Consider the following 14843-nt stretch of genomic DNA (forward strand, 5'->3'; position numbering starts at 1 on the left):
ATGTAGGTGTCCATATACGTGCCTGCATATACACAAGGCCGCTTTTGTCTTGTACATGGCCTGTGTAACCTAATGACCCAGCTTTGTTTTCAGCATTTTCTAGCGCAAACTCAAAACCATAAGGCATGTTGTGTGCGCGCCATAATACGGCGGTATTGCCTATGGTTTGTTTGCTGGCTAATGTACCATTAAATGCAGGTACGCTTGGATCGGCTTTGCTGCCGTTACTTTCCACCCTTGCAACTTGTTCGTTGTTTATACGAATAAAGTCGGTATTAATTTTATCGGTTTTGTTGTATTGGCTAGCCACCGAACAAACACATACAAAATACACATTTCATATTTAAATCACATTAATTTTAGTGCAAAATACCCTCAATAATTTAACAAAAAATAAAATGAGCCGATTATGCATACAAAACCTTTTTCAAAGTCGCTGTTGTTGCCAGCGATATTATTAAGCTCCGCCCCCTTTATATTTGGGTGCTCTAATCAATCTACTGACGCGAACTCAGTTATATCTTCACACAGCTCTCAAGCATCGCAGCGCCAACAAATTGATTTTAACTTTGGTTGGAAGTTTATTAATGAAAACGTAACGGGTGCTGAACAAACCAGTTTTAACGATGTTCAATGGCGTGATGTGCGCTTGCCGCATGACTGGAGTATTGAAAAACCATATAGCCAAGAGCTAACGGCTGGTGCAACGGGTTATTTGCCTGGTGGTCATGGTTGGTATAGAAAACACTTTAAAACGCCAAAACTTGCAAATGGCGAAACGGCTAAAACACAAATTTTGTTTGATGGCATATACAACCACAGTGAAGTATTTATTAATGGTAAAAGTTTGGGTACACGCCCATATGGATATGCACCGTTTTATTACGACTTAACCCCTTATCTAAACACAGATAGTACTGACAACGTGATTGCTGTGTCGGTTGACCGTTCACGTTATGTTGATTCACGTTGGTACACTGGTTCGGGATTTATCGTAATGTTGAATTGATAGTTACCTCACCTGTGCATATTCCAATTTGGGGCACTTACATAACAACGCCTTCAGTGTCTGAGCAGCAAGCACAAGTGAATATTGAAAACACAGTGCAAAACGACAGTGCTAAATCGCAAAAGTTAATGGTTCACACCACTATTTATAACAATAAAAACCAAGCGGTTGGCCAAGTAAGTAATGCTATTACCCTTAGTGCAAATAGCCAGCAGGTGATTGATCAAGATGTTACTGTAGCAAAACCTGACTTCTGGTCGCCAGACAGCCCAGCTTTGTACGTAGCCAAAACACAAATTATCAGTGGCAAAGAGGTTGTCGACAGCAGTACTACACGTTTTGGCGTGCGCACTTTTATTAACGACCCCAAAACTGGTTTTTACCTAAACGGCAAACCTCTAAAAATTAAGGGGGTTAATTTGCATCACGACGCTGGTTTAGTGGGTGCCGCTGTACCTAAGGATGTTTGGCGTCGCCGTTTACAAAGTTTAAAAGATGCAGGGGTAAATACCATTCGGACAGCACATAATCCTGCTTCCAAAGAGTTTCTTGAGCTGTGCGATGAAATGGGCTTTTTAGTACAAGAAGAAGCATTCGACGAGTGGGACAATCCAAAAGATAAACGTAAAAACTTCAACCAGTCTGGCGAAGTAGACTACATCACCCAAAGTTATAACCAAGTGTTTGCTGAATGGGCTGAGCGTGATTTAAAAGCCATGATGCTGCGCGATCGTAATCACGCCTCAATTTTCCAATGGAGTATAGGCAACGAAATTGAATGGACTTACCCTAACTATGTTGGCTCAACGGGTTATTGGGATAAGAAAAACAAGGTTAATTATTATTGGAATGCACCGCCATATACCCCAGCAGAATCAAAAGCTATTTTTGATAGCAAAGAAGTAAAAGGACCAAAATTAGAAGATACAGCACAAAGGTTAAGCAAGTGGGCCAAAGAAATGGATACTACGCGACCAATAACAGCCAACTTGGTAGTGCCAAGTGTCAGCCATTTTGCTGGTTATGCCGATGCATTAGATGTTATTGGTTATAGCTACCGACAAGCTGAATACGAGTACGGTCATAAACATTTCCCTGACAAAATGATTATTGGCACAGAAAACTGGGTGCAATGGCATGAATGGCAAGCGGTATTAGACAAACCTTATGTTGCAGGCATTATGGTTTGGACAGGTGCCGACTACATGGGTGAGTCGAACGGCCAATGGCCGCGCAAAGGCACAGATTCGGGCATGTTGGACTTTGCTGGTTTTAAAAAACCAAGTTATCACATGATGAAAACGGTTTGGAGTGACGAGCCACATTTGCACATAACCACACAAACAATGGATAAGTCGTCATACAAGATAGAAAACGGCAAGGTGGTTGAAAAAGAAGCTGGTAGCTGGAAAAAAGGTAAATGGTTTTGGCGTGATGTTAATCCACACTGGAATTATGAAAACAATCAGCAAATTATAGTTGAAGTGTATAGCAATCAACCCGAAGTTGAGCTTTTGTTAAATGGCAAAAGTTTAGGAATAAAAAAACTTAGCGACAATGAAGATCGCATTTTAAAGTGGGCTGTCCCCTTTAGTGCAGGCAAATTAACCGCACGAGCTGTAGGCTCAGTTATTGAAACTGAAATTGCCACGGCTGGTGAACCAGCGGCAATAAAATTAACCTCTGATAAAACTGAACTGGTAAACGATCAATACCAAGTCAGCCATATTGTAGCTCAGTTGGTGGATAAAAACGGCAATCCTGTCTATCACCAAGAAGGCAAAATCACCTTTGATGTTGCAACAGGATTGAAAGCATTAGGCGTAGACAATGGCTGGAGCCGCAATGTACAAAAACATCAAAGTGATAGCTTAACCACTTACCGTGGCCGCGCTTTGTTGATAGTGCAAAGTACTGAAGCGACAGGCGCATTTGCTGTTAATGTTCAGTCAAGCAAACTCAAACCATCTAAACAAATAATCAAAGTCACGAAGTCTAAAAAATAGCAGCCCCGTGCAGAGTAACAATACTCTGCACGTTTTAACACAGGTATCACAAATGAATGCTGCAGCTTACCAGAGAAACACGTATAAACATTTAATTTTACATTTAAACAGTTATTGTTTATTGTAGACCAAAATTTAATTTAACATTTATCATTACTCGGTTTGTTATGAATATAACTACACGAACAACTGCAAACATAATCTCGCTAGTATTACTTACTGCACACTTGCTAGGTTGTGGCAGTACTAACACTGTATCCACCACAAACACAGCCAAGCCAAATATTATTTTTATTTACACTGATGACCAAGCGCCATGGGCACTCGGTTTTACCAAACAGTCGGCCGCGGTCACCCCCAATTTAGACAAACTGGCACGTCAAGGCATGGTATTTCCAAACGCATATACCACAACCCCTGTTTGCAGCCCTTCGCGTGCCAGCTTGCTTACATCAAAATACGGTTACGAATTAGGCATAGACGATTGGATAAATACCATTTATCCATCACTAACCCGTTACGAGCCAGAGCTAGGTTTAAACCCCAGCGAAATCACTTGGCCTGAGCTATTGCAACAGCAGGGTTATTACAATGGGTTGATCGGTAAATGGCATATCGGCTATCAGCCTGAACATCATCCAACCCAACACGGTTATCAAGAATTTACCGGCTTTGTTGCCGGTGGTACTAAAACCGCAAACCCTAAATTGGAGATCAACGGCCAAGTTAAACAACAAAATGGACTAACGGTTGATATACTCACTGACCACGCACTCGAGTTTTTGCAAAATCATCAGCAAAAGCCTTTTATGCTTTCACTACACTACCGCGCACCACATACTGCCTGGTTACCCGTAGCAGATGAAGATATGCAACCATTTGAAGATCTTGATATACAGATCCCCAATCCAAACTACCCCAATTTAGATATTCAACGTACTAAAACGATGATGAAAGAATATCTTGCTAGCGTACATGGCATAGATAGAAATATTGGTAGAGTATTAGCCAAATTAGACGAGTTAAAGTTGGCTGACAACACAGTAGTTATATTCACATCTGATCATGGTTACAGCATGGGACACAACGGTATTTGGCACAAAGGCAACGGCCATTGGCTGCTTAAACAAGACCCACCTGCAACCGATAACATTCCCAAAAATCAGCGGCCAAATCTGTACGACAATTCAATAAAAGTGCCTTTGTTAGTTCGCTGGCCAAACCGAGTGGCGGCAGGCACAACTAATTTATCTAGCGTGTCCAACTTAGATTGGTTTCCAACGCTGTTAGATATTGCCAATATGCCAATTCCATCATATTTAAACCTGCGCGGAAACAGCTTTGCCGCAGCACTATTCAATGCAGAAAAACTCACGAGCACAGATTACTACGCGGCTTACTCTACTTTACATCAGTCCATAACTGGCATGCGTATGTATAGCGATGGAAACTATAAACTGATTAAAGATTATATAAACCGTGGGCGCGACGAGTTTTATAACCTAACGCAAGACCCACAAGAAAGTACTAATTTAATTCACAGTGGCGATCCGAACATTCAGCGTTTCATCAACCGGTTTGACAACATTATCTATAAAAAAATGCTCGCTACACACGATCCCCTGTTAAGCAAAGTTTTTGGAGCAGACAATGAATAACAAAAATTACATTGCAATAGCACTTACCTTTTTAACCATGTTAATTAGTGGCTTTAGCAATGCGGCCAACAAACATGGTTTTAATCACACACACGCTTTGCCCGATAACTTAGCCGAAGTGGGAATAGTTGAATCTGATTTTAGTAAAAGGCTGGCAAAAAGTGGTAAACGCATTTTAGAAGAAGAAAATTGGAATGTTTGGGGCGCGTCCCCCATAGTTGGAGACGATGGCAAAATACATGTGTTTTATTCACGCTGGCGTGGTCAACATAAACATTGGTTAAGTCATAGCGAAATTGCCCATGCGGTTGCCGATAAACCTGAAGGGCCTTACACAGTTATTGGCACTGTGTTAACTGGCCGAGGCGGTGACCACTGGGATGCAGACACCATACATAATCCAACCATTCAAAAAGTCGGTGATAAATACGCATTATTTTTTATTGGCAATAATCTAAAAAACGCCAGTAAATATGATGGGCATCATGCCTCAACCCAACGAATCGGTTTGGCGTTGGCCGACAATATTTATGGTCCATATAAGCGTGTTAGCGACGAGCCTATATTAGATATCAGCCCAAATAAGAAACAATGGGACAGCTACCTAACAACCAACCCCGCCCTACTCCAGCATCCAAATGGCGAATATTGGCTTTATTACAAAGCTTGGGATAGATATAACGATGACCTACGTAAAATGGGCGTAGCTACTAGTAAAAACATTACTGGGCCATATGTAAAACATGCAAAAAATCCACTGGTGAGCTTTTCACACTTAAACGCACAAGTTGAAGATGCGTATGTATTTATTGATAACAATAAATTCCATATGGTGATGCGTGATATGGGCGTTATCCACCCACATGTTGGTTTATTGCTGGAATCAAAAGACGGGCTGAAGTGGTCAGAGCCTATGTTGGGTTATAAGACCAACACTGAATATGTGAATGAGAAAAAAGTTGAGCGCATGGAACGCCCACAAATACTAATGCAAAATGGCAAACCTACCCACTTATTTTTAGCGTTAATGGGCGGTAAATTTAATACATCTAGCGCATTTGTATTGCAGCTGAGTAATTAACCAAATAGCCAAATATACACCCTCGGTCACAAACTATCATAAACTGTATGTTTTGGCTGGGGTTGCCATTATTGAATTATTTAATATGCCATTTTGTATACCAACTCCAACGAAAGTTAGCTCAATAAACTAACGCTAGTTTGCAACTTATCTTCAATTCAACCTCCGAATAATTTTATATACAAAGTTACAAATTCCAAAGAACACACACAAACAAAAAAACAATAAGCCAACAAATAATTAAAATAAAAGAAACTTTATATTGATATTTGTATTTAATCGATCTACTTTATATTTGAACAAAAATAAACAAAAGGGACAAACATGACTCTATCCGTCAAAAAAACACCAACGAGCATCGCAATCACTGCCGCTCTATTACTCTCGCCTCAAGCGCTTGCTGAAGATCAAAAAGACAAATCACAAATTGAAACAATCGAAATAACGGGCTTTAAGGGCAGTTTAGCGAGATCGCTTAACAACAAACGTTTAGGTGACTCCGTTAGCGATTCAATTTTTTCTGAAGACATTGGTAAATCAGCTGACCAAGACATAGGTGAAGCATTGCAACGTATCACTGGCGTATCCATTCAACGTGGCGGCGGTGCGGGTGAAGGCGACAGCACAACAGTGACAGTGCGTGGCGCGGGCCCAAATTTAAACAATATATCGTTAAATGGCATTATTTTAACCAGTAGCACCGAGAACCAAGCGGTAGATTTAAGTGCATACTCGTCAGACATACTTAATTCAATAGAAGTGATTAAAACCGCAGCCGCCGACCAAGACGAAGGTAGCTTGGGCGCAAATATTCTTCTAAAAACCTTTAGGCCACTCAATGCCAAAGAAGACAAACGAGTTTTCGAGGCCCAAGCTCGTTATGACGACTTCGCTGAAGAAAAAGATTACAAAATCTCTGGGTCTTTTTCGCATAAATTCTTAAACGACACCTTGGGTGTATACATTACCGCCTTTAGTGAAACTCAAGCCCAGCGCAAAGACATGTTTTATACCGACAGGCTGAAAATGTTTAGTGCAGACAATGCCATTGATGCTCACACTGGTGAGTTAACAGGTCCTGTAACTGGATATATTCACAATAATACAGGTTTTACTTTATACCAAAATCAGATGGATAGGCACGGTTTTACATCGGCTGTGCAGTGGGCTTTATCTGATGCAACTGAACTGAGTTTTGATGTGACTATGTCTGATCAGTACCGAGAAACTGACGACAATACTATTTTCTCGCTTGGCTCTGGTGATGCACACTTAGACAAAGATATGCCTCGTATCCTAGACCCTAACGATCCTTGGTTGGTTTACGACACAACCAAACATGCTTTCACCAAAAAGTTAGACAGAACAGCTCGTGGGCGTACTTCACGCTTGCAATCGGGTGTTGATACCGAAAACAGAATCTATAGTTTAGATTTTAAACACTACTTCACCGACACATTTAAAGTAGATGTTCGTTACGGTTATTCTAAAACCTTGGCAGATGATGACTATTACACCTACTTAAATTCCAATAATTATGCGCATGTTTCTGACGATGCATTAATTGAAGTCGACCCAGCCGTAATCGAGCCAACTGGTTATGATTGCACTTCTGGCCCATGTTATATAGTAACGGGTAAAAGCACGGTTGATTTTGGCCCAGGGCAAACTGGAGCGCCCGGTGAAAGCAATGAAGACAATATTATCACTACGGCATATAACCCAGATGATTTAAACGCTATTCACTTGCAGCAAGCTGTCTCGCGTGACCGCATTATGAGCGATAAACAAAAAGCGCTGTATGTTGATTTTGATTGGGAAACAGATTTAGGCCCAATTACCAAAATTGAATTTGGTGCAAAACGCCAAACGCGTGATAAATCTGTATTTAACCAAGAATATTGGTTTGAAGGTATTCCACAACCTTTAGGGCAAGATACGTTAGGTAAAGCAATTGATTCGATTCGCTTGTCAGAGGTGACTGATGGCATTACCCCACATGGCGATAATTTCTTAGCAGAACTTGGTTACAAACGCACCAACAACACTGATGGTTGGTGGACTGTAAATGCACGTAAGTCGTTTGAGCTTTTATTTGCGAACAGTGAAAATGTGCGTCTAAGACCCAATTTAGCCAATGACAGAGAAATTGGATTAACAAATTCAGCTGCATACATCAAAGCAAGTTTTGCTATGCTGGATGATAATCTTACTGGTAACTTTGGCCTACGTTATGTCAAATCTGAAGTAGAAAGTTTAGGTTATTCTTCTGTCGATTTTCAAAACAATGTCGTGATTGATCGCAACTTAATTAAAATTGCTGAAGATTCGTCACTGCCAGCTTGTACAGACGAACAGTTGTTCACAACAAATGCTGACGGTGAGCAAATACCTAATTTAGCTGGTGGATTTGACGCCAACGGTAATTGGGGACCGATAGCGAGTCAAAGTTGTTACGATGCGGATTATGATATCAGTCCTGACAGACGCGGTAGATATGAAGATGGCAGCAAACCAGAAGACCCAGCACAATTTAAGTCAACAGCAGCCAACAGTACTGATATGTACTTACCCAGTTTAACCTTGAACTATCATTTAAATGAAGAAATGGTCGCTCGTTTTGCAGCATCTAAAACCATGGCTCGGCCAAAAATTGATTCGTTAAAACCAAGTTATTCAATTAGAGAATTTGTTTGGGGTGGTGATTCATGGGGGCGTTTAAGTAATCCATACTTGGAGCCACTAGAGTCGAAAAACTTAGATCTTTCTTACGAGTGGTACTTTAATGAAGGTGGTGCGCTTTCAGTTGCATTATTCTACAAAGACATGGCTAACTTTGAAGAGGAAGGTTCAATTAACGCCCATTGGCGAGATTTGCGTAATGTCAGTGATGAAGAGTTACAAACGTTAGATCCAATCAAGGATATCTTAATCGAGAAACCTGGTGGTAACGCTCTAGAGTATGACCAAGCTCAAGCAGACGGCATCAATTGTATGATGGATCACAGGCACAAATGGCAAACTGTGACCAGTGAATCATCTAAGTATTGCGACACCATTTTAATTACTGATATCCGTAACGGTGCAGGCGGTACAAATAAGGGCCTTGAAATTGGCTACAATCAAAACTTTGATTTCCTTCCAGGCGTATTATCAGGCTTAGGTACTGCGATAAACTACACCTATTCAGATTCAAAAACTAAATCTGAAGTGGGTTTATTAAATACAGTTTATGCCGCTATGCCGATGGAAAACATATCTAAACATAGCTATAACGTGTCAACTTTTTGGGAGCAAAATGGTAATTTGATTCGTTTAGCTTATAACTACCGTACTGATTCACTGGCTAGACGTTCGTTTGAATCAGGCGCTTTATGGAATGAAGGTGGTGGCCAGTTAGATTTATCAGCTAACTACCAGATAAATGATGATATCACTGTTACTTTTAATGCGGTTAACTTAAATAAACGCACGCCTCGCCAATACTACACCAATTTAACCGACACCAATGTGCCGATAGAAGGTAATGCGTTGGAAGGTGAAGCGAACAAGTCTCGTACTATTCGTCAGTGGAGTACTGGCACCATATTCCGTTTAGGGATACGTGCTAAGTTTTAAACTAATACTATTCCAGAAACTCAGTATTAACCAATACAAATAAAGGGCTGTTTTTACAGCCCTTTATTTATTCTAGCCCAAAGAAAACACACTTTTTTTTACCAGATAATCGTTAAGTTTTGCCGTATACATTGATATGTTGCTGATGTACTTCTGCTATTTGTGCCAGAGTGCGCTTTTCCGAATCTGACAACCTATGTGCGCCATCAATTGGCGGTAAAAAGCCCATGCCGGCTAACAACATATGCCATGAAGCAGATGGATAGATGTGGTCTAATTCAGCCTTTTTTAACGCTGCTTTAAAGTCTTTACCACTACACCATTGCCGCATCAAGCCATCAAGCGTGTCAGAAATGTTAATTTTGTCTCTACATACCCGCCAATATTCAGTGTCATTACGGCTGTTGGTCAAATAATGCGACACAATATAGTCTCGAACCCGCTCAAAAACATGCTCTATTTCACGGTTGTAAACTTGTCGGTATTCAGCCGAACCTTCTCCTAACTCGTATAACAAAATAAAACTTTCAATCGAAGTTTGAATAAAGTGCAATCCTGTGGCTTCTAGCGGTTCAATAAAGCCTTGAGATAAACCAATCGCGACACAATTTTTAACCCAAGCTCGCTCTACTCTACCCACCTTCATCGGAATAACTCTTGGTTCACCAATTAAGTTGTCACGCCCGACAAACTCAATTAACTCTTGGGTTGCCTGCTCGTCACTTATATACTTTGAGCTATATACATATCCATTTCCGGTACGAGATGTCAGCGGAATTTGCCATGCCCACCCATTGGTCAATGCAGTTGACGTTGTTTGTGGTTGATAGTGCATCTGAGCTTTACTGGCGACTGTTACCGCGCGGTCGTTATATAAATTCTCATCAAAAGAAATAAAGCGTTCCTTCAAGGTTTTTTCAATCAATAAACTGCTAAAGCCGGTGCAATCAAGATATAAATCAGCTTCAAAACGACACTTATCTTTGGCAATCACGGCGGCTATTTCACCATTGCCAGCTAACTCCACGGTTTCAATATCTACAAATTGATGTTCCACACCTAGGTTTAAGCAATACTGCTTTAAGTATTCAGCTAATTTACCTGAATCAAAATGGTAGGCATATATGTTGTGGGGTGCCGCGTTGTTATTTGATTGGACCTCGAGTGTTGGTTGACGGTGTTGTTGAGCCAACGTTTGCAGAAAAAAATATCCATCTGGATGCGCTTTAACCGCTTGGCCTTGGCGCCTGTTTAGAGTTGCTTGTTCAAATAGCGGCGTATGTTGCTCATCTAAATCACTTAAGAATGCGTGAAAGTACCTGTTGTAACCCGGTTGAGTCGACCAATTTATAAATTCGATGCCGTTCTTATAAGTTGCATTGCAAAACGGCATCCAATCTGACTCTTCAATTTCAAGTGCATTAAAAAACTGTTTGATATATGGCGTTGATCCTTCACCCACACCGACGGTCCCAATGTTTTGCGACTCGATTAATTTGATCTGGCAGTTCGGCCATTTTTTTGCCAACAAACTAGCGGCCATCCAACCCGACGTACCACCACCAACAATGAGTATTTTTTGATTTTTTAATTGCATAACAACCCCAGGCCCATAGTCGAATGTTAACAATAGCATTGTTATAGAACAGTTACCACCTCTCGACACTTCTCAAACATATGATGTTACGGTTATACTGTAACATCATAACTCAAGCAATTAGATGAAATAACATGCAAAATAATCAAATAGAATCCTATGTTATTTTGGGAGGTGGCACCGCAGGCTGGATTTCGGCGGCAGTGTTAGCACAGGCACTAAAAAACTCGAAAGTAAATATTACCTTAATTGAATCGCCAAACGTTGCTACTGTCGGCGTTGGCGAAGCAACCATACCTTCAATTGTCGATTTATTAGAATATTTACGCATCCCACAAAAAGACTTTATTTTAAAAACCAATGCCACTTTTAAACTCGGTATTAAGTTTGTCGACTGGCTGGAAAAAGGCCAGCACTATTGGCACCAATTTGGTTATATTGGCAACAACATAGATGGTTTGCCTTTTTATCAACATTGGGCCAGGCATATAAGCCAAGGTGGTCAGTTTGGCTTAACTGATTTTTCACCAGCTGTGGCATTAGCCAAACAAAACAAGTTTTTTATACCCGACCCAAAACGTCCAAATAACCTAAGCGGTAGCACATACGCTCTACATTTCGACGCTGGTTTAGTTGCAGAATATCTAAAAGAATACTGCTTAAAAAAGCATAACCTTGAAGTTGTATATGACCATTTGGTCGATACAGAGCTAGACATTCAAGGGCAAATTAAAACACTACACCTACAATCGGGTAAACACATCTCAGCTGATTTTTTTATTGATTGTTCTGGGCAACGCGCATTACTAATAAACAAAGCTTTACGCGTAGGCTATCAAAACTGGCAACACTATTTACCCGCCAATAAAGCAATTGCAGTGCAAACCGACATTAGCAACCCACTTCCCCCTTATACAGAAGCAACAGCACACGAACATGGCTGGCGCTGGCGTATCCCGTTACAAAACCGTACTGGTAACGGCTACGTTTATTGTGATGACTTTTGTAGTGATAACCACGCTGAAGCGCTATTAATTGACCATGCAACTAAACACAATTGCGTTATCAACCAAAGCAAACTAATTTCGTTTACCACTGGAAAACGCGATAAAATGTGGTTTAAAAATTGTTTAGCAGTAGGATTATCATCTGGCTTTTTAGAGCCGCTTGAGTCTACGAGCATTTATTTAATTATGCGAGCCATGTTAAATTTTGTGCAGTCTTTACCAGACAAAATGCCACACCCCGCCACCATAAAAGAATTTAATCGCCGGATGGACATAGAATATCAATGTATCCGCGATTTTATCGTGTTGCATTATTGCCGTACTCAACGCACAGACAGTGCTTTTTGGCGCATGTGGCAAACTTTAGCGATTCCCGACAGTTTGCAACAAAAACTAGCCTTGTTTGAAGCACAAGGCCGATTAATGCACAATCCACAAGACTTGTTTGCTCAAGACAGCTGGTACGCTGTATTAGAAGGTATGGGCGTTAGAGCGAAAAGTTTAGATCCTCGAGTTTATCAGTCTAACTTTACCATGGTGGAAAAGGCCTTTGCCGATTCTGCAAATGCATTGGTCCAAGTTGCCAGCAAAACACTTGATCACGCAGAATATATTCAAAGATTAAAGCTTTAAATAGATATCCAACTGATATTTCATGCGCCAGCGATATATTTTAATATATGAAGCGCTGGTGCCAGCGTGATACTGTTATAAATACCCTCGCTTGTTTATTTAAATTAGCTCCACTGTGACTTTACACTGCAGTTATTCAGCAAGAAGAGCGGATAAAACATACACCAACGGAGCATTCCAATTTATTGCAACTTCGTTAGTTGAGTAGCTGCACCAGTCATCTAAAAATGTAGTGGCAGGCTGCGAGCTAACATAATTACAGCCATCTTGTTTACCATTTTGCGCACCTCCCGCCAAGAGTGCAGGTATTGGTGATTCAATTCCGTCACTTTCAGATATTCTGTGGTGTATATGTTTAACTGGGTTTGCGCCATAACCAGTAACAAAAGAATAGTCAGTTGGATTTTTCCCCAACACATAACTTAACGCACCTGTTGCAGCATGCTTGTAGTTTAATTGCTCTGTTAGTTTAAATGCTTGAAGCAATATCATCGCCTGATTTAAAACCACTGCATTGCTGCCCCAAACAAAGTCTGCTGATGTCATGGCAACTGAGTAGCTACTTTGTTGGTAGTGCTGTAACAAAATATTTGCCAGCGCTAAATAATTTTGCTGAATTTGTTGATATTCGGCTGCAGTTAACAGCGATTTGCCAAACGTCAACAATGAAACAGCAGGTAAACTGGCTACGTACTGCCATGATGGTGTTGAAAAACTTTGTTGATAAGCGAAATATGCGGCTTTGTACTCTGGCTTTTCTGTGGCTAGGTAGAGCTGAGCTGCAGCCCATGAAAATTCATCATTAAAATAGCTATCGCCGTATTCCCCACTTTGCACATCTGCGGGTTGTTGGTATGGCAGGTTGTCGTTATTTTTTGCCCAATTCCACGCATTTTCAGCTGCGACTAACCATTGTTGTGTATATCCAGTTGTATCAAAAGGTTGATACACTTGGCTTGCAAATGCCATTACCGCAGCAAAATTTAGTGCTGCCGAGGTTGATTTTCCGATTACAAAACGTTCGCGTTGATCCTGCACTGGCATTTCTTTACCAGGCCAACCTAAGCTTGTAAGTTTATGGTAAACACTGCCGTCTTGGTCTTGCATAGTCGCCATCCAGTCTAAATTCCATTTTATTTCGTTTAAAATATCCGGAATCCCATCTGCCGACTCTGGAATGTTTAAATCTCTATTAGTGTAAAATTCGGGATGTTGTTGATAAGCAAGTAACAAGGTATAGCTTGATATCCCTGAGTTAACTATGTATTTGCCATAATCGCCAGCATCGTACCAACCTTTAGTTGAGTGAAGTTTAGACCCTGCTGGTCTACTTTGTGTTGCAGCCGAGCTATGAACTGTCACTTGTGTATCTGCATGGCCTAACTGTCTTGAAAACCCTTGAGCGTATGGCTCGGTAATCTCTTGGCCTGCGCGATTGTAGTAATAGGCTTTTAGTGCTGCGTCGTGTAATTCATCATAAACATTATCCGCTACTTCAAAAACATATGACTCTTTTACACCACCAATCGATATTTTGAATTTACCTGTTTGTTGAAAGCTAGAAAAATCAGCTCGTTTAAACAAAGTGCTACCTGCTGGTAGCCAAGATTTACTGGTAGACAAATTGCCCTGATAAACAACCTCATTGGTATCAGCGTTTATTAGCTCAAAGCTTGTAGCTTCTACATTTGGCACTATCGCAACTTTCTTGTCTGCAATCCTATACCCCAATTGATTGACTTTTATTAGCTCTGTAGTTTGTATACTTGTTTGCGGATCTGTAGGAGATTTGGTTTGAGGATCTGTAACATTTGTATCTGACTTGGAGCTTGAACACGCAATACAAAAGTGAACCAATAACACACTCAAAATATTTCTTTGGTAACAATTCATCAAGTTATCCTTTTTGTTAGTGATGGTGTATTTTGGTTGATTTCGAGTTTTTAATCGTTCAAATACAGGTTTTATTCGTACAAATATACGCTTTGGCTTAAAGTAATACTCATATCCACCGACATTAGCGATTAATTTTGGTAATATTTTTATAACAATTTCGCCTAATATAAAAATAATTCTAAAGGGAAGGATCAAGTAACAGTGAAAACCGTTTTATTTAATACTCACGACCTCGCACTTATTTTTACCGCTTATCAATGCCTGTTATTTGCCATATTTTTATTAACTTTAAAAAAGGGGAAGTTGATTAACCTGAGTTCTGGATAAGAAAAATTAAA

9 protein-coding genes are annotated in these 14843 nt (G+C 40.5%); 6 read left to right on the forward strand and 3 right to left on the reverse strand.

The genetic code is table 11. The annotated features are described in order from the left end of the window. On the reverse strand, window positions 1–310 hold a 310-nt coding region (locus DS2_RS18325; RefSeq protein ID WP_152537647.1), incomplete at its 3' end, for a hypothetical protein. 99 nt (window positions 311–409) lie between these two features. Between DS2_RS18325 and DS2_RS20750 the strand changes: the two genes are divergently transcribed. From DS2_RS20750 to DS2_RS18345, 5 genes are all read left to right on the forward strand, one after another. Beyond that, window positions 410–1009 carry a sugar-binding domain-containing protein gene (locus DS2_RS20750; protein ID WP_200870162.1) on the forward strand — a complete coding sequence of 200 codons (600 nt, stop codon included), beginning with the start codon at window positions 410–412 and terminating at the stop codon, window positions 1007–1009. A 14-nt stretch (window positions 1010–1023) separates the two neighbouring features. Continuing rightward, window positions 1024–3015: a glycoside hydrolase family 2 TIM barrel-domain containing protein gene (locus tag DS2_RS18330; protein WP_200870163.1), complete on the forward strand. Its 1992-nt coding sequence runs from the start codon at window positions 1024–1026 to the stop codon at window positions 3013–3015. Window positions 3016–3182: 167 nt separating this feature from the next. Continuing rightward, window positions 3183–4673 carry a sulfatase-like hydrolase/transferase gene (locus DS2_RS18335; RefSeq protein WP_035016479.1) on the forward strand — a complete coding sequence of 497 codons (1491 nt, stop codon included), beginning with the start codon at window positions 3183–3185 and terminating at the stop codon, window positions 4671–4673. After that, window positions 4666–5754: a glycoside hydrolase family protein gene (locus DS2_RS18340; protein ID WP_051480006.1), complete on the forward strand. Its 1089-nt coding sequence runs from the start codon at window positions 4666–4668 to the stop codon at window positions 5752–5754. The genes DS2_RS18335 and DS2_RS18340 overlap by 8 nt, the downstream gene beginning before the upstream one ends. Window positions 5755–6078: 324 nt before the next feature. Next, window positions 6079–9372 (forward strand): TonB-dependent receptor, encoded by a 3294-nt coding sequence (locus tag DS2_RS18345; RefSeq protein ID WP_035016480.1) that lies wholly within the window; start codon window positions 6079–6081, stop codon window positions 9370–9372. A gap of 112 nt (window positions 9373–9484) precedes the next feature. Here the strand turns inward: DS2_RS18345 and DS2_RS18350 are convergent, their stop codons facing one another. Next, window positions 9485–10969 (reverse strand): tryptophan halogenase family protein, encoded by a 1485-nt coding sequence (locus tag DS2_RS18350; RefSeq protein ID WP_035016484.1) that lies wholly within the window; start codon window positions 10967–10969, stop codon window positions 9485–9487. A 134-nt stretch (window positions 10970–11103) separates the two neighbouring features. On the opposite strand from DS2_RS18350, the gene DS2_RS18355 reads away from it, so the two are divergent. After that, the gene (locus DS2_RS18355; RefSeq protein ID WP_035016482.1) at window positions 11104–12609 is read left to right on the forward strand and encodes a tryptophan halogenase family protein; all 1506 of its coding nucleotides are present in this window, start codon (window positions 11104–11106) and stop codon (window positions 12607–12609) included. Between the two features lie 132 nt (window positions 12610–12741). Here the strand turns inward: DS2_RS18355 and DS2_RS18360 are convergent, their stop codons facing one another. Then, window positions 12742–14502, reverse strand: coding sequence for a glycoside hydrolase family 9 protein (locus tag DS2_RS18360; protein WP_081754335.1), 1761 nt, complete (start codon window positions 14500–14502; stop codon window positions 12742–12744). Window positions 14503–14843: the final 341 nt, after the last annotated feature.

The sequence above is a fragment of the Catenovulum agarivorans DS-2 genome (genome assembly GCF_000568405.1).
Classification (GTDB): domain Bacteria; phylum Pseudomonadota; class Gammaproteobacteria; order Enterobacterales; family Alteromonadaceae; genus Catenovulum; species Catenovulum agarivorans_A.